Origin of the sequence: Neoroseomonas oryzicola (genome assembly GCF_012163135.1) — a bacterium.
GTDB classification, from domain to species: domain Bacteria; phylum Pseudomonadota; class Alphaproteobacteria; order Acetobacterales; family Acetobacteraceae; genus Neoroseomonas; species Neoroseomonas oryzicola.
In genome coordinates, this window is record NZ_JAAVUP010000004.1 from 157,858 (window position 1) to 172,214 (window position 14,357).

Below are 14,357 nucleotides of genomic sequence, written 5' to 3' on the forward strand. Positions count from 1 at the left end.
CAGGTAATCTTCGCACCGCAGGACCCCCGCCCATGATCGCCAACGATCCCCAGCGCGCCATTCGCGACGCCACCGTGGCCGCCGAGCCACGCCTGATCGCGATGCGCCGCGACATCCACAGCGTGCCGGAGCTCGCCTTCCAGGAGACACGCACCGCGGGCATCGTCGCCGCCGAGCTCGCGCGCCTGGGGATCCCGCACCGCACCGGCATCGGCCGCACCGGCGTGGTCGGGGAGATCAAGGGCGGCCGTCCCGGCCCGACGCTCGCGATCCGCGCCGACATGGACGCGCTGCCGATCCATGAAGAGACAGGCATTGCCTTCGCCTCGACCGTCGATGGCCAGATGCACGCCTGCGGGCACGACATCCACACCACCACGCTGCTCGGCGTCGCCGCCGTGCTGAAGGACCTCGCGCCGCAGATCGCGGGCACGGTGCGCCTGGTGTTCCAGCCGGCCGAGGAAGTGCTCGAAGGTGCCGCGGCAATGATCGCCGACGGCGCGGCCGAGGGCGTCGACATCGCGATCGGCTTCCACAACCACCCCGACATGCCGGTCGGCACCTTCGGCTATGTGCGCGGGCCCTGCCTCGCGGCCTCGGACCGCTTCGACCTGATCGTGCGCGGCAAGTCGGGCCATGCCGCGCATCCCGACGACGCGGTCGACCCGATCGTCGCCGCGGCGCATTTCGTCGCCCAGGCGCAGACCGTCGTCAGCCGCGAGATCAAGCCGCTGCATCCGGCCGTCGTCACCGTGGGCATGTTCCAGGGCGGGACGACCTACAACATCATCCCCGAGCGGGTGCACCTGAAGGGCACCGTCCGCACGCTCCATGCCGATGCACGCGATACCGCCGAGGCCGCGCTGCGCCGCCTGGCCGAAGGCCTGCAGCAGATGATGCGCGTGACCTGCGACATGACCTACGTCCGCAAGGTGCCGCCCCTGGTCAACGACGACCGCGTGCTCGACCCGGTCATCGCCGCGGTGGCGCGCCAGATGGGCGTGGCGGTCGAGGAAGGCGAGCCGTCGATGGGCTCGGAGGATTTCGCGGAATTCGCCGCCCTCGCGCCGTCCTTCCAGCTGCGCATAGGCTCCGGCGCGCCGGGTCGGGCGGACCGCCTCCACAATGCCTTCTACCAGCCGGACGAGAAGACCATCGGCCTCGGCGTGCAGGCACTCTCGCGCGCGGCGCTGGACATCCTGTCGTGACCCGCACGCGCATCGCCGAGCTGACGGCGCCCGAGGTCGCGGACCGCCTCGCCGCCGGCGCCGTCGCGCTGCTGCCCATGGGCAGCCTCGAGACGCACGGCCCCGCCCTGCCGATGGGCGACTACCTGGTCGCCGAGGAGATCGCCGCGCGCATCGCGCAATCGGCGCTCGGCCTCGGCGCCGATGCGCTGGTCGCGCCCGCGATCCCCTTCGGCGGGGAGGACTTCTTCGCCGGTGTCGCCGGCGGCATCACGCTCAGCGTCCCGACGCTGACCGCGGTGATCGAGGAAATGGCCGAGGCGTTCATCCGCATCGGCACGCGGCGGATCATGATCGTGAACGGCCATGCCGGCACCATCGCCCCGGCCGAGGCCGCCGCGCGCGCCATGCGCCACCGCCACGGCGTCATCATCCCGGCGCTTCACCTGTGGCGGGAGGCCGGGAAGCTGCATGCCGAGCTCGGCGGCAGCCAGGCCGCCTTTGGCCATGGCGGCGACCCCGTCGCCTCGGTGACGATGTATCTGCGCCCCGATCTCTGTCGGCCCGATGCGGCGCGGGAGAAGCAGGCGACCGGCCCCTATCTCGGCCTGCCGCCGACGGGCTTCGGCGCCATCCGCGCCCATGGCGTCGACTTCGCCGTGCCGATGTGGGTCGAGGAAGTCGCGCCCGGCGGCGTCGCCGCGCCGGATCCGCGAAGCGCCAACGCCGCGCACGGCGGCGCGATCGCCGAACGCCTGATCGCGGCCGGCGCCGCGATGTGCCAGCAGCTTCGGGACAACGCGCCGTGACCCGCATCTGCGTCTTCGGCGCCGGGGCGATCGGCAGCCACCTCGCCACGCGCGCTGCCCTTGGCGGGGCGGATGTCTCGATCGTCGCGCGCGGCCCGCACCTCGCGGCTGTGCGGGAGAAGGGCATCACGCTCATCGCCCATGACGGCGAGCACAATGTCCGCGTCCGCGCGGAAGCCGACCCCGCGGCGATCGGGCCGGTCGATGCGGTGATCGTCACGACGAAGGTGCCGGCGCTGCCGTCCGTCGCGCGCGCCATCGCGCCGCTGCTCGGTCCCGACACGCCGGTCGCCTTCGTCACCAACGGTATCCCCTGGTGGTATTTCCTGCGCCATGGCGGGGAGATGGACGGGCGGCGCCTGCCGCTGCTCGACCCGGGTGGGGAGATCGAGGCGAATATCGGCATCGCCCGCACGCTCGGCGGCGTCGTCTATTCCGCGAGCGCGGTCATCGAGCCCGGCGTGGTGAAGTCCGAGCATGCCGACATCCGCCTCTTCCTCGGTGAACCCGACGGGTCGCTGAGCGACCGCGCGCGCGGGATCGCCGCACCGATCGACGCGGGCGGCATGCCGGCGCCGGTGGTCGCCGACATCCGGCACCGCATCTGGGGCAAGCTGATGGGCAACCTCACCAGCGGGCCGCTCTGCATCCTGTCGCGGCAGGACATGATGACGACCTTTGCCGACCCGGTGCTGTTCGCCGCCGGCGTGCGCATCTCGGACGAGGGCGGGGCGCTCGCGCTCGCCTATGGCCACGATCTGCAGACCTCGTCCGAGGCGCGCATCCGGCGGTCCGGGATGATCGCGCACAAGCCGTCCATCCTGCAGGACCTGGAACTCGGCCGTGCGATGGAGATCGACGCGCTGTTCACCGTGCCGCTCGCCATGGCGCGGGAGAAGGGCGTGCCGATGCCGACCTTCGAGCTCTGCGCGCGGCTGTCGACACAGGCGGCAACGGCGGCGGGGCTCTACACGCCGCCCGCGTGAAACCCTCGCCCACTTTCCGCGTTGACGGGGCAGGACCCTGTCAGCACGGAAGGATGGCTGTGATGAACTCCAACGCGATGTACTTCCTCGTCGGGCTCATGCTCGCCGGCCTGATCGGCGCGGGCGTGTGGGTCTATCAGGACAGCCACCGCGACGGCGTCGAGATCTCGGTCGGCCGCGGCGGCGTGAGCATCGAGCGCCACTGACGCCGCCCCGGCGCCAGGTTCCCGCGGTCCAGGGGCCGCAGCCCCCTGGCGGGGAGGTTTGGAGGGGCAAGCGCCCCTCCAACGTCACGCGCTCTCGGGCAGCAACCCCGTCCGGATGACATGCGGCCAGGCCGCGCCGGCCCCGTGCTCCTCCGCCCGCCGCGCCGCGCGGTCCCAGTCATAGGCGATGGCGATCATCTCCACCGCCGGTTCCGCCCCCGCCACGTCGAGCATGGCGTAGCGCGCGTGCGGCGTCCCGGCCTCCTGCCGGTGCGCCGGTTCGCGCGAGATGCGGAAGCCCGGCAGACCGAGGCTGCCCGGGTTCACCACCAGCGGCCCGCCCGGCACCTGCACCATGCCGGTGCGGTGGCTGTGCCCGCACAGCACGACGCGCGCGGCCATGCCCTGCTCGCCGAGCCGCTCGCGCAGCACCGCCATGGGTGCGGGACGCAGGCGTTCGGCGACGACTTCCTCGATCAGGTTCTGCACGTCCGATGACGGCGTGCCGTGCACCGCGAGCACGCCCGGCGCCGGTTCCAGCGTCGCGGGCAGTTCCATCAACCAGTCACGCTGGGACGCTGTAAGGCCTTCATAGGCGATACGGTCCTGCATCCCCATCTTCGCGGGGTCGTGCTCGCTGATCCAGCGGTCGTGATTGCCGCGGATGCAGGGGATGCCGGCGGCCTGCAGGCGTTCGACCGTCTCGGCCGGCCAGCCGGCGCCCGAGGCGATGTCGCCCAGGCAGATCGTGGCATCCGCGCCGCGCGTCGCGATGTCGGCGAGCGCCGTCTCGAGCGCGACCGCATTGCCGTGGATGTCCGTGATGACCGCGATGCGCATGCGCGATTTCCCCCGTTCCGGCGGAAGTCATCGCGCATCCGCGCCGTCGCGTCACCCCTGCCGGCGACGGATGTCGCGGGCCGCCTCCGCGGCATGGTCGCGCATCGCAAGGAACAGCGCCCGCTGCGCGTGGCTGCCGCCGGTCTCGTGCAGGCGCGGCATGGCGGCGTCGAGCCGTAGCGCGCCCTCGGCCGGATCGCCCGCGGCCGCGGCCGCGACGCCGCGCGCGGCCAGCAGTCCGACCGCCGCATGCACGCGCGCCTGGCTGTCGGCCTCCCCGCCCGCGCGCGCCGAGATCGAGGCCAGCATCCGTCCCAACGCCTCCCGCCGCCCGGCGGCGGCGAGGCACAGCACGTAGTGCAGGTCGGCGAAGACCCAGGCGTGCTCGCCGATGCGCGGCTCGACGATTGCGGCGAGTTCCTCCCACCGCCGCGCGCCGACCGCCACACCCGCCGCCTCGAGCCGCCAGAGCAGCGAGGCCGCGTTCATGAGGTCGCGCACATCCTCGCTCGCCTCGGCCCAGACGCGGCCGTCATGCAGCGCCAGCGCCTCCTCGGTCTGCCCGAGTGCCAGGTGGAACAGCGCGCGGTGCCAATGGACGTGGCGGACGAAGTTGCTGCCGCCGGCGAGATGCGGTTCGAGCCAGCGCAGCCAGGCGATGCCTTCGCGCATCCGCCCCTGCGCGCCGATCGCGTGCGCCACCGCATGCGCGCCCCAGAGATCGTCCGGCACCATGGCGACCGCGCGTCGGCCGACCGCCTCGGCGCGCGCGGCCTCGCCGGTCTCTTCCAGCGCGAAGGCATGGCAGCCGAGCAGGTGCGCGTAGCCGGGCATGGCGGCGTCCCAGCGCGGCAGCGCGGCCTCGATCGCGTGGCGCATGGCCGGCGCATCGCCCAGCATGAAGCGGATCCCATGCGACAGGCGCAGGGCGAGCACGTCGTGCGGGTCCTCCTGCACGATCGCCTCGAGCCCCGCGGCGGCGCGCTCCATGTCGCCGCCCTCGGCCCAGGCGGCGAGCGACTGCACCAGCGCGCGTTCCCGCGGCGTGCCGCCGCGCGCGACCAGCGCATCCCGCGCGCGGGCGAGGCCGAGCCGCGCCTGGTCGGCGAGCGGTTGCCGCGCCGCCATCATCTGCGCGAAGCCCGCAATGGCATGCCCCGCGACCAGGCCCGGATCGGCCGCCAGCGCCGCGGCGAGGCGCGTCCCCGCCTCCGCCTTCTGGCCGAGCAGCGCCATGACCGCGGCGTCGAGCTCGCGCGCGGCCTCCGCGCTGTCGGTGGTGATGGCGAGGCCGCGAGGGTCATGGCGCATGGGGTGCTCCTTCTGCTGCACCCTCATTCGCCGCCGCGCGCGGAGGCGTTACGCACGCGGCAGCGCGGTCTGGCCGAGCACCCAGCCTTCCCAGGCGCGGATCGCCGCATCTTCCGGCACGAAATCGGGGCGCAGCCCGTCCAGCACGCCGATGAGGCCGAGCAGGCCGATGACCGAATCGAAGCGATCCTCGCCCGCCGCATCCGCCCCGAAGCCCTCGCGCACCGCGTCGTGCAATGCCGTGGCGGGCACGACGCGCCGCGCCGCCATCGCGGCGAACACCGCCTCGGCCGCCGCCGCGCGGTCGGCCCGCACCCGCTTCGACCCGCCTAGCACGATCCCGCAATGGCGCAGCGCCTCGGCCGGATAGACCTCGGCCAGCACGGCGCGGCCCGGCGCGAGCAGCCCGTGCAGCCCGCCCGCGAAGGGCCAGAGCGCATAGGGCGCGCCGGCCGCCAGCCCCGGCGCCAGCCAGTCCCGCCAGGCCGCGATCGCCGCCTTGCCGGACTGGTTGGCACCCAGCGTCCAGAACACCGGCGCGCCGGCCGGGCGCTCGGCCGTGGCGCGGTCGCACCAGCGCGACAGGCCGCCCGCATCCCCCAGGCCCAGCGCCTGCGCATGCGCCGCCCGCGTCATCCCTTTCACCCCTCGCGCGGGATAGAAGGGCCGCTCGCGGCTGACCTCGGTCAGCGTCGGCGCCACGGCGAAGAAGCCCGGCCGCCCCGCCAGCCCGCGCAGGAAGTCGACGAAGCCGGGCTCCGCGCGCCCCGCCGCGAAGCCCCGCGGCACGCCGAGCGGCAGGTCGAGCCCCAGCGCCACCGGCGCGCCCTCGGCGAGCAGCGCCGCGACCATTGCGGACGGATCGCCGACCGGCACCGGCGCCTCCGCGCGCCAGCCATCCGGCCCGCGTCGCGCGATGCTGATCCATCGCTTGCGCGGATCGGTGCTCCAATCGGCATGGGCTGCGATCATCCGCACGTGCCAGTGGCCCCGGCCATGCGATACGCTGTCGCCTCGATCCGATGGAGCAACAGCATGGATGCGAGCACCGCCCGGCTTCCCGGCCAGGACGCCGCCCACCCCGACGGGCAGTACGGCACCGTCGCGAAATGGTTCCACTGGATCACGGTCGGGCTGATCGCCATCGCGCTGCCCTCGGGCTTCGTCATCAAGTTCATCACAGGCGAGGCGGACGGGGCCTACAAGATGGGCTTCTACGCCATCCATGAAAGCGCAGGGCTGACGGTGCTGTTCGCCGCGGTGGCGCGCATCCTGTGGAAGGCGACGCATCCGGCGCCGCCGCACCCGCCCGAACTGCCGGGGTTGATGCGCGTGGCGGCGACGGCGGTCCATCACGGGCTCTATGCGCTGCTCATCATCCAGCCGCTGCTCGGCTTCCTCGCCACCAATGCCTGGGGATTCCCGCTGCAGGGCCAGACCGCCTATCTGCGCCTGATCGACCTGCCGAAGTTCATGGAGACGTCGGAAGGCCTCGCCCAGACGCTGTCCCTGCTGCACACGATCGGCGGCTACCTCTTCGCGCTGCTGCTCGCGGCCCATATCGGCGGGGCGATCTTCCACCACGCCATCCGCAAGGATGGCACGCTGATGCGGATGCTCTGAATGGCGCCGTCGCGCGATCTGGTCGAATGCCCCCATTGCGGGGAGCCGACGCAGCCGAACCTTCTCACGGACGGGTCGGTCGTGTGTTCCTGCGCGGCCGAACGCGCCTTGCCCGTGGCGAGCGCCGCGCCGCTACGGCCCCTCGGCCTCGGTCGGCACGATCCGAAGCCGGCGCAGCGCGCCCGGCCCGGCCGCGACCTCCGCCCGTAGCCCGCGCCCGGGGATATCCAGCCGCGAGCCCGCCGCGGCCCCGCCGCCGAGCGCCGCCAGCGCCGGGCCCGGCGCGAACCCGAAATGGTCCAGCACCGCCCCGGCCGCCGCCCGCGCCCGGTCCGGTGCGGCGCCGAACCCCGCCGGCCATTCCAGCGTGACCGCGATCCGCCGCGATCCCTCCATCCGCCCCACCGTCACGGCCGGGACGGCCTGCGGCGGCACCTCCGGCGGGCAGTCGAAGGCGGGCAAGGCGAGGGCGTCCCGCGGCACCTCCGGCGCCACGCAGCCCAGCGCGCGGGCGATCAGCGACGCCATCGCCGCGACATGCGGCGGCACGATCGCGGCATCGAGGACCATCGCCTGCGCTGCCGCGACGCCCGCCAGGCGCGGTCCGGGGCAGGGGGACAGCTCGACGCGGTCGTTCATCGGTTCGGCCGTGCCGGGCGGGGCGAGCCTGGCGGGGCTGGCATCGCCGCGCGCCTCGATCGCGATGTCGGCGCGGTTCACGCCCTGGCGCGCCATCATCGCGGCGACGGCGTCGGCCCGCGCGCGGGCCAGGGCGGCGGCGCCGGGGCCGCGATCCGCATGCGCCACGATGCACTGGCCGCGGAACGGCGCCGGACGCGGCGGGCGCAGGAAGGCGAGCAGCGCGTCCCGCGCGGCCTGGCTGATCTCGGCCGAGCCCGGCGCGAACAGCATCACGGCATTCTCGGGCACATAGGCGGGCACGCGCCCTGGCCAGATGGCCAGCGCCAGCACGCCCATCAGCGCCGCGGTCCCGCCCCTCATGCGCGCGAGGCTACACCGGCCACGCCCGGGGCACGAAGATCCGACCGGCGGGCGCACGAAGGCAGGACCTTCGTGCGCGCGGCATCAGAGCGGCTTCTGCGCCTTTTCCAGCAGGCGGCCGAAGAAGCCCGGCTTCTTCGGGGCGGCGGCGGGCTGCGCGGCGGCGGCCGCGGCTTCCTTCGCCTCGGCCTGGGCGCGCTTTTCCTTCTCGACGAGCCACTTGTCGAGGCTCATGCCTGCCTTGGCCGCGCGCTTCGCCTCATAGGCGCGCTGCGCGTCCGTCATCTTGCGATCGCTCATGGGGATCCTCCGCCGCGCCGCGTGAATGGCCCGCCGCGCGCCTTCCGGCAAGGCCCCCGCCATGCGAGTTTCACCGCATGGCACCGACCGAACCGAAACGACCGAAACCCCCTGCGGCCCGAGGCCACGGCCGCGGGCCGGGAGCGCGAAGCGCGACCGCGCCCACCCCGCCCGCCGCCGCCGGCGCCTGAGGCAAACCGATGGACGCGAAGGTCAAGGCGGGGATCTGGGTCTCGATGGCGATCCGGCTGTCGGACATGGCGGGACGCCCGGCGGCCGTGCTGCGCAAGGGGGACCCCGATTCCGGCGGCATTCTCGCCGTGCTGCGGGGACGGGACGGGGTGGTGGTGCTGTCCCAGGCGCGCGATGCGGAGGGCCGCCCGGCCTGGCTGCGCGGCACCGGCCCCGCGGCGGTCGAGGAGGAGGTCGCGACCGCCTATGTCGACCGCCAGGTGAAGCGCGATCCCGATCTCTGGGTGGTGGAGTTCGAGGCCCCCGACCTGATGCCGCCCTTCGAGGCGCGGCTGATTTGACCCGCCGTCAGTCGGCGGCCAGCGCGACCCGGTCGCGCCCGCCTTCCTTGGCGGCGTAGAGCGCGCGGTCGGCGGCGTCGATCGCCGCCTCCAGCGCCGTCGCAAGGATGCCGGCGCGCACTCGCGCCACGCCCACCGAAGCCGTGATCACCGCCTCGCCGCCCGCCGGATGCGGCACCTCGGCGCGCAGCGTCTCGCGCACCCGCTCGGCCACCCGCGCCGCGCCGGCGGGGTCGAGGTCGGGGCACAGCACGACGAATTCCTCCCCGCCCAGCCGCCCGACGAGGTCGCTCGCGCGCACCGCGCGGTGCAGCGCCGCGCCCATGCCCTGCAGCACCGCGTCGCCCGCCGCATGGCCATGGCCGTCGTTCACCGACTTGAAGCGGTCGATGTCGAACATCAGCACCGCCGCGGGCCGGTCGCGCCGCCGGCATTCCTCCAGCGCGCGCAGCGCCGCCTCGCGGAAGCCGCGACGGTTCGCAAGGCCAGTCAGCGGGTCGGTCACCGCGGCCTCGGCCAGGCGGCGCATCGCCTCGTCGCGTTCCTGCAGCGCCCGCAGCGAGAGGATCGCCAGCAGCGGCACCGCGGCGTCGAAGGACAGCCACAGCCAGGAGCCGAGCAGCAGCGGCTGCTCGCGCCGCGACACGGCATTGTCCCAGCCGTCGTAGATCACCAGGCCGATGCCGATGACCAGCACGACGATCAGCATCATCAGCAGCGGCCGGTGCTGCGGCAGTCCCGCGGAGGCCGAGCCCCAGCGCCGGACCGCCGCGACCAGCGCGAAGACGCACAGCACCGCGATCAGCAGCCGCGCGACGAGGAAGATGTCCTCCGCGAGCAGCACCCGCTCAGCGGTCCGTCAGGCGCAGCTCGATGCGCCGGTTCCGTGCGAGGGCGGCCGGGCCGTCGCCCGTGTCGAGCGGCTGCGTGTCGCCGAAGGACGTCGCTGCGACGCGGTTGGCGGGCAGCCCCTCGGCGATCAGCAGCTGCGCGACCGCGATGGCGCGCGCCGCGGCGAGTTCCCAGTTGCTCGCATAGCGCGCCGAACGGATCGGCGAACGATCGGCATGGCCGTCGACGCGCACCACCCAGGCGAGTTCAGAGGGGATCTGCGGCGTCACCTCGAGCAGCACGCGCGCGAGGTCGCGCACCTGCTGCCGTCCCGCCTCGCTCAGCTCGGCCGAGGCCGGGGCGAAGAGCACCTCGCCCTGGAAGACGAAGCGGTCGCCGACGATGCGGACCTCGGGCCGCTCGCCCAGCACCTGGCGCAGGCGGCCGAAGAAGTCCGAGCGGTAGCGCTGCAGTTCCTCGACGCGCGCCGCCAGCGCCGCGTTCAGCCGAGCGCCGAGCTGCGCGATCTGCGTGTCGCGCGCCCGCGTCTCGCCCTCGGCGGCGTCGAGTGCCGCGGCAAGGCGCGAGATCTCGCGCCGCAGCCCCTCGATCTGGCGCGTCAGCAGCGCGACCTCGGCCCGCGCGCTCTCGGCGAGCCGCACCTGCTCGGCCGCCTGCGCTTCCGCGAGCCGCCGCGCTTCCTCCGCGAAGCCGGCGCGGCGGGCGGCGTCCTGCGCGGCGCGCTCGGCGCCCGTCGCCTGGCGCTGCGCCGCCTGGGCGGCGGAATCCGACTGCCCGGCGCGGGCCAGCGCGGCGGCGAGCTGCCCCTCGGCCTCCACCCGCCGGCGGGACGCTTCCGCCGTCTCGTTCTGCATCCGCGCCGCGACGCCCTCGGCCACCTGCCGCGCGCGATCGGCCTCGGCCGCGCGGCCCTCGGCGGCGCGCGCCGCGGCCTCGTTGGCGGCACGCTGGCGGGTCGCCTCGGCGGCCTCGGCCTCGGCCGACTGGCGTGCCTGCTCCGCGCCGGCAAGGCGCGCCAGCGCCGCCTGTTCCGCCGCCGCGAGCGCCGCGCGCTGCCGTTCCAGTTCCGCCATGGCGGCCGATGCCTGGGCCGAGGACTGCTCGGCCGCGCGGCGGCCGCGCTCCTCGGTCTCTGCGCGTGCCATCGCGGCCTGTGCCTGGCGTTCCAGCTCGTCGCGCAGCGCCGTCAGCGCCTGCACTTCCCGCGTCATGCGCGCGAGGTCGGACAACCGCGCCTCGATCGTCGCGCGGTCGACGCGCACCTGCTGGTCGAGCGCGATCGCCTCCGCCCGCAGCCGGTCGAGTTCCTGCCGCGCCGCGGTCAACTGCGCCGCCGTCGTCGCCGCCTGGCGCTCCAGCGCGCTGCGCCGCTGCTCGGCCTCGGCAAGGCCACGCCGCGTCTCCGTCAGGTCGCGCGCCGTGCGCGCCGCGTCGGCGCCGACGCTCTCCGCGCGCGCCAGCGCCTCGCCCAGCTGGCGTTCCAGCGTCGCGACGCGTTCCGCCGTGCCGCGCCCCGTCAGCCCCAGATCCGCCAGCCGCGCGGCCAGCTGCTCGCGCTCACCGCGCGCCGCGTCGCGTTCCGCCGTCAGCCGGTCGCGCTCGGTGCGCACCTCGCCCAGCGAACGCAGCGCCGCATCGCGCACCGATGCCGCCGACGCCAGTTCCTGCGTCGCGCGCGCGAGGTTGCTGCGCAGTTCCTCGGCCTGGCCGCGTTCCAGCGAGAGCAGTTCCGCCAGCTCCGCGACCTGCCGGTTCAGCCGGTCCAGCGCCCGGTCGCGCGACCCCAGCGCGACCGACAGGAATCCCTGCGCGAGCACGAAGACCAGCAGCACGAAGATGATGACCATGAGCAGCGTGGACAGCGCATCCACATAGCCTGGCCACGCATCAAGCCCACCCTGGCCACGCCGTCGGTTGGAGGAGCCAGCCATGGGTCAGGCGCGGACAGGGGGGCGCCGCCCCCCTGGACCCCCCGCCGAGGGCCGAAAGGCCCTCGGAACCCGACACTTGGCCGGATGGGAGGAGGGGCCCCGAACGGCCGCCGGGCTCGGCGCGCAGCCTGCGCCCCTCCTCCCATCCGGCCAATGTGCTGGTGTCCAGAGGCCTTTCGGCCTCTGGCGGGTGGGTGCGGGAGGGCAGCGCCCTCCCGCGTCCGCAACCCTCACCGTGCCTGCTCCTCGGCGATCGCGGCGATCGTCCGGGTCAGCACCTTGATCTCGTTGCGCAGTTCGTTGGTCGCCTGGGCGCGTCCCTGGGCGATGTCCTCGGACAGGCGTGCGATGTGGATGTCGAGGTTGCGGATGTGCCCGCGGGTTTCCTCGTCCATGCCGCCGATGGCCTCGCCTTCGGCGATGCGGGCCAGCGCGGGTCCTAGGTTCGCCTGCCCTTCCGCGACGCGCAGCATCAGCCGGTTGTTGGCGCGCATCTGCTCGGTCAGCACGGTGAGGCGCTCGGTCAGCGTCACCAGGGCGCGGGAGGTCTCGGCCCGCCCGTCCTCCCCGCGCGCGAGGATCGCCTGCAGGCGTTCCATGTTCTCCGCGGTCTGCTCGAGCAGCGCGGAGACATAGGCCGGCACGTTCCCGTCCGCGTCCTGCACGCCGGAGGACGACAGCCGCGTCAGCCCCGCGAGCCATTCCTCAAGCTCATTGGTGAAGCGGTTCTGCGCCTGCCCCGCGGTGAGGTCCATGAACCCCAGCACCAGCGCGCCGGCGAGGCCGAGCATCGAGCTCGAGAACGCCGTCCCCATGCCCTCGAGCGGCCGGGCGAGGCCGGTCTTCAACTGGTTGAACAGCTGGTTCAGGTCGCCCGATCCGACCGACATGTTGCCGATCACGTCCGCGACCGACCCGATCGTCAGCAACAGGCCCCAGAAGGTGCCGAGCAGGCCGAGGAAGATCAGCAGCCCCGTCATGTAGCGGGACAGTTCGCGGCTTTCGTCCAGCCGCGACAGGATCCCGTCCATCACCGAGCGCAGCGCGATCGCCGACAGCGACACCCGCTCCGCCCGCCGCGCCGCGAGCATCGAGGCCATGGGAGCCAGCAGCCGCGGCGTCACCGGTTCCTCGCCCGTGCCGCGCACCGACCGGAAGCCCTCGATCCACGCGACCTCATGCCGCAGGGAGAGCACCTGGCGCAGGTTCCACAGGATGCCGAACAGCAGCACCGCGACGATCACGCCGTTCAGCACTGGGTTGGCCGCGAAGGCGTGGCCCAGTTCCCCCGACAGCGCGGCGGCCACGACCGCCACGGCGCCGAGGAAGCCCAGCATCCGCCACAGATAGACCTTGGGTTGCGTCATCGCCCCCGCGCCTCCGCATTGGGGCTTGCCACGCCAGGGGGCAGCACGTCCACCCGGTCCGCGCCCGCACCGAGCCGCCCCAGCGGCCGCAGGTCGATCCGCGTCGCCGGCAGCCCGCCCGCGACCAGCGCCGCCTTCACCGCCTGCGCCCGCGCAAGCGAGGCCCGCCGCGCCACCGACACGTCATTGGCCGGCCCCGAGACCTGCGCCTCCACCGTGATGCGCCCCGCCGGCAGCGCCGCCAGCCCGCGCCCCAAGATTTCGAGAGCCCGCGCCTGCGCGGGATCCAGCACCGCCGACTCGAGGGCGATTCGCACGCCCCCCGTCGGCAGCATCGCCATCCCGGGCGGCAGCGGATCGCCCGGGGTCGGCATCGCCGGGGCCGGCGCGCCCTCGGGCGCCAGGCGCGGCGGGGCGGGCGGGGCGGGCGGGGGCTCGGGCGGCAAATCGGACGGCGCATCCTGCGCGCGCGCCACCCCGGCCGCGAAAACCCCCGCGAGGACCGCCCGCCGCCTCATCCCGCCGGGCGCGCCTTCACGGCCGCCATGCCCTCGGCCACCACCTCCCGCAGCTTCGGCTGCAGGGCCGGGTTGCCGGCGACGACATTGCCGGTCTCATACGCATCGCCGCCCTCGGGGTCGGTCCAGAAGCCGCCGGCCTCCTTCACCATCAGCAGCCCCGCCGCGACGTCCCACTTCTTGAGGCCCAGTTCCCAGAACCCGTCGTAGCGGCCCGCCGCCACCCAGGCGAGGTCGAGTGCCGCCGCCCCGAACCGCCGCACGCCCGCCACCTGCGGCATGATCCTGTGCAGGATGGCGCTGAATTCCGCCTTGCGCGGCACGCCGGCGAAGGGAATGCCCGTGGCGAAAACGGCTTCCTTCATCTCCTTCCGCCCCGACACGCGCAGGCGCCGGTCGTTGAGAAAGGCGCCCACGCCCTTCTCGGCCCAGAACAGCTCGTCCGAGGCGGGGTTGTAGATCACGCCCGCCATGATCTCGGTCTTCTCGGCGTCGATGCGCTTCTCGATGCCGACCGAGATCGCCCAATGCGGAATGCCGTGCAGGAAGTTCGTGGTGCCGTCCAGCGGATCGACCACCCAGCGCCATTCCCAGGATTCGTTCCCGCTCGCCCCGGATTCCTCCATCAGGAAGCCGAAGGCGGGGCGCGCCTTGGACAGCTCCTCCTTCAGCGTCTGCTCGGCGCGCAGGTCGGCGGTGGACACGAAGTCCGACGGGCCCTTCACCGAGACCTGGAGCTGCTCGACCTCCCCGAAGTCGCGCAGCAGCCGGCGGCCCGCCTTGCGCACGGCGGAGGTGACGACCTGCATGGCAGGCGAAAGACGCGACGAGACGGGCGGCATGATCAGACGAACCTTGCGGGGGAAAGAGCGGATGGAGGGTTAGCGGAGGC

Annotated in this window: 16 protein-coding genes; 6 read left to right on the forward strand and 10 right to left on the reverse strand. The window is 74.0% G+C overall.

What is annotated here, in order from left to right:
• The first annotated feature begins 32 nt into the window (after positions 1-32).
• From GWK15_RS15570 to GWK15_RS15585, 4 genes are all read left to right on the forward strand, one after another.
• Positions 33-1,208 (forward strand): M20 metallopeptidase family protein, encoded by a 1,176-nt coding sequence (locus tag GWK15_RS15570; RefSeq protein ID WP_168042274.1) that lies wholly within the window; start codon positions 33-35, stop codon positions 1,206-1,208.
• Positions 1,205-1,996 carry a creatininase family protein gene (locus GWK15_RS15575; protein ID WP_168042275.1) on the forward strand — a complete coding sequence of 264 codons (792 nt, stop codon included), beginning with the start codon at positions 1,205-1,207 and terminating at the stop codon, positions 1,994-1,996. The genes GWK15_RS15570 and GWK15_RS15575 overlap by 4 nt, the downstream gene beginning before the upstream one ends.
• Complete coding sequence (locus tag GWK15_RS15580; RefSeq protein WP_168042276.1) at positions 1,993-2,982, forward strand: 2-dehydropantoate 2-reductase; 990 nt, start codon at positions 1,993-1,995, stop codon at positions 2,980-2,982. The genes GWK15_RS15575 and GWK15_RS15580 overlap by 4 nt, the downstream gene beginning before the upstream one ends.
• A gap of 62 nt (positions 2,983-3,044) precedes the next feature.
• Positions 3,045-3,188 carry a hypothetical protein gene (locus tag GWK15_RS15585; RefSeq protein ID WP_168042277.1) on the forward strand — a complete coding sequence of 48 codons (144 nt, stop codon included), beginning with the start codon at positions 3,045-3,047 and terminating at the stop codon, positions 3,186-3,188.
• An 84-nt stretch (positions 3,189-3,272) separates the two neighbouring features.
• On the opposite strand, the gene GWK15_RS15590 is transcribed toward GWK15_RS15585, so the two are convergent.
• The 3 genes from GWK15_RS15590 to GWK15_RS15600 are packed head-to-tail and all read right to left on the reverse strand — an operon-like array spanning position 3,273 to position 6,311.
• Complete coding sequence (locus GWK15_RS15590) at positions 3,273-4,028, reverse strand: metallophosphoesterase family protein (protein WP_168042278.1); 756 nt, start codon at positions 4,026-4,028, stop codon at positions 3,273-3,275.
• Positions 4,029-4,079: 51 nt separating this feature from the next.
• Positions 4,080-5,339, reverse strand: coding sequence for a tetratricopeptide repeat protein (locus tag GWK15_RS15595; protein WP_168042279.1), 1,260 nt, complete (start codon positions 5,337-5,339; stop codon positions 4,080-4,082).
• A gap of 48 nt (positions 5,340-5,387) precedes the next feature.
• Positions 5,388-6,311, reverse strand: coding sequence for a hypothetical protein (locus GWK15_RS15600; RefSeq protein ID WP_168042584.1), 924 nt, complete (start codon positions 6,309-6,311; stop codon positions 5,388-5,390).
• Between the two features lie 63 nt (positions 6,312-6,374).
• On the opposite strand from GWK15_RS15600, the gene GWK15_RS15605 reads away from it, so the two are divergent.
• Positions 6,375-6,962 carry a cytochrome b gene (locus GWK15_RS15605; protein WP_168042280.1) on the forward strand — a complete coding sequence of 196 codons (588 nt, stop codon included), beginning with the start codon at positions 6,375-6,377 and terminating at the stop codon, positions 6,960-6,962.
• 132 nt (positions 6,963-7,094) lie between these two features.
• On the opposite strand, the gene GWK15_RS15610 is transcribed toward GWK15_RS15605, so the two are convergent.
• Positions 7,095-7,964 (reverse strand): OmpA family protein, encoded by an 870-nt coding sequence (locus GWK15_RS15610; RefSeq protein WP_168042281.1) that lies wholly within the window; start codon positions 7,962-7,964, stop codon positions 7,095-7,097.
• 84 nt (positions 7,965-8,048) lie between these two features.
• Complete coding sequence (locus GWK15_RS15615) at positions 8,049-8,264, reverse strand: hypothetical protein (protein WP_168042282.1); 216 nt, start codon at positions 8,262-8,264, stop codon at positions 8,049-8,051.
• Between the two features lie 200 nt (positions 8,265-8,464).
• Here GWK15_RS15615 and GWK15_RS15620 point away from each other — a divergent pair, with 200 nt between their 5' ends.
• The gene (locus GWK15_RS15620) at positions 8,465-8,797 is read left to right on the forward strand and encodes a DUF1491 family protein (protein WP_168042283.1); all 333 of its coding nucleotides are present in this window, start codon (positions 8,465-8,467) and stop codon (positions 8,795-8,797) included.
• Positions 8,798-8,804: 7 nt separating this feature from the next.
• Here the strand turns inward: GWK15_RS15620 and GWK15_RS15625 are convergent, their stop codons facing one another.
• From GWK15_RS15625 to GWK15_RS15645, 5 genes are all read right to left on the reverse strand, one after another.
• A complete protein-coding gene (locus tag GWK15_RS15625) occupies positions 8,805-9,641 on the reverse strand; it encodes a diguanylate cyclase (protein ID WP_168042284.1) in 837 nt (278 codons plus the stop codon).
• 4 nt (positions 9,642-9,645) lie between these two features.
• Positions 9,646-11,580 (reverse strand): peptidoglycan -binding protein, encoded by a 1,935-nt coding sequence (locus tag GWK15_RS15630; protein WP_168042285.1) that lies wholly within the window; start codon positions 11,578-11,580, stop codon positions 9,646-9,648.
• A gap of 230 nt (positions 11,581-11,810) precedes the next feature.
• Complete coding sequence (locus GWK15_RS15635; RefSeq protein ID WP_168042286.1) at positions 11,811-12,947, reverse strand: flagellar motor protein MotA; 1,137 nt, start codon at positions 12,945-12,947, stop codon at positions 11,811-11,813.
• Positions 12,944-13,465 carry an OmpA family protein gene (locus GWK15_RS15640; protein ID WP_168042287.1) on the reverse strand — a complete coding sequence of 174 codons (522 nt, stop codon included), beginning with the start codon at positions 13,463-13,465 and terminating at the stop codon, positions 12,944-12,946. Before GWK15_RS15640 ends, GWK15_RS15635 begins: the two co-directional genes overlap by 4 nt.
• Positions 13,462-14,274, reverse strand: a complete 813-nt coding sequence (locus GWK15_RS15645) for an inositol monophosphatase family protein (RefSeq protein WP_245211689.1) — start codon at positions 14,272-14,274, stop codon at positions 13,462-13,464. The genes GWK15_RS15640 and GWK15_RS15645 overlap by 4 nt, the downstream gene beginning before the upstream one ends.
• Positions 14,275-14,357 lie beyond the last annotated feature (83 nt).

Bases quoted from the DNA above. Each gene is read 5' to 3' on its own strand.
- GWK15_RS15630 (WP_168042285.1), bottom strand. From the start codon at position 11,580: ATGGCTGGCTCCTCCAACCGACGGCGTGGCCAGGGTGGGCTTGATGCG.
- GWK15_RS15595 (WP_168042279.1), bottom strand. From the start codon at position 5,339: ATGCGCCATGACCCTCGCGGCCTCGCCATCACCACCGACAGCGCGGAG.
- GWK15_RS15620 (WP_168042283.1), top strand. From the start codon at position 8,465: ATGGACGCGAAGGTCAAGGCGGGGATCTGGGTCTCGATGGCGATCCGG.
- GWK15_RS15640 (WP_168042287.1), bottom strand. From the start codon at position 13,465: ATGAGGCGGCGGGCGGTCCTCGCGGGGGTTTTCGCGGCCGGGGTGGCG.
- GWK15_RS15570 (WP_168042274.1), top strand. From the start codon at position 33: ATGATCGCCAACGATCCCCAGCGCGCCATTCGCGACGCCACCGTGGCC.
- GWK15_RS15610 (WP_168042281.1), bottom strand. From the start codon at position 7,964: ATGAGGGGCGGGACCGCGGCGCTGATGGGCGTGCTGGCGCTGGCCATC.
- GWK15_RS15590 (WP_168042278.1), bottom strand. From the start codon at position 4,028: ATGCGCATCGCGGTCATCACGGACATCCACGGCAATGCGGTCGCGCTC.
- GWK15_RS15600 (WP_168042584.1), bottom strand. From the start codon at position 6,311: ATGATCGCAGCCCATGCCGATTGGAGCACCGATCCGCGCAAGCGATGG.
- GWK15_RS15635 (WP_168042286.1), bottom strand. From the start codon at position 12,947: ATGACGCAACCCAAGGTCTATCTGTGGCGGATGCTGGGCTTCCTCGGC.
- GWK15_RS15605 (WP_168042280.1), top strand. From the start codon at position 6,375: ATGGATGCGAGCACCGCCCGGCTTCCCGGCCAGGACGCCGCCCACCCC.
- GWK15_RS15585 (WP_168042277.1), top strand. From the start codon at position 3,045: ATGAACTCCAACGCGATGTACTTCCTCGTCGGGCTCATGCTCGCCGGC.
- GWK15_RS15615 (WP_168042282.1), bottom strand. From the start codon at position 8,264: ATGAGCGATCGCAAGATGACGGACGCGCAGCGCGCCTATGAGGCGAAG.
- GWK15_RS15645 (WP_245211689.1), bottom strand. From the start codon at position 14,274: ATGCAGGTCGTCACCTCCGCCGTGCGCAAGGCGGGCCGCCGGCTGCTG.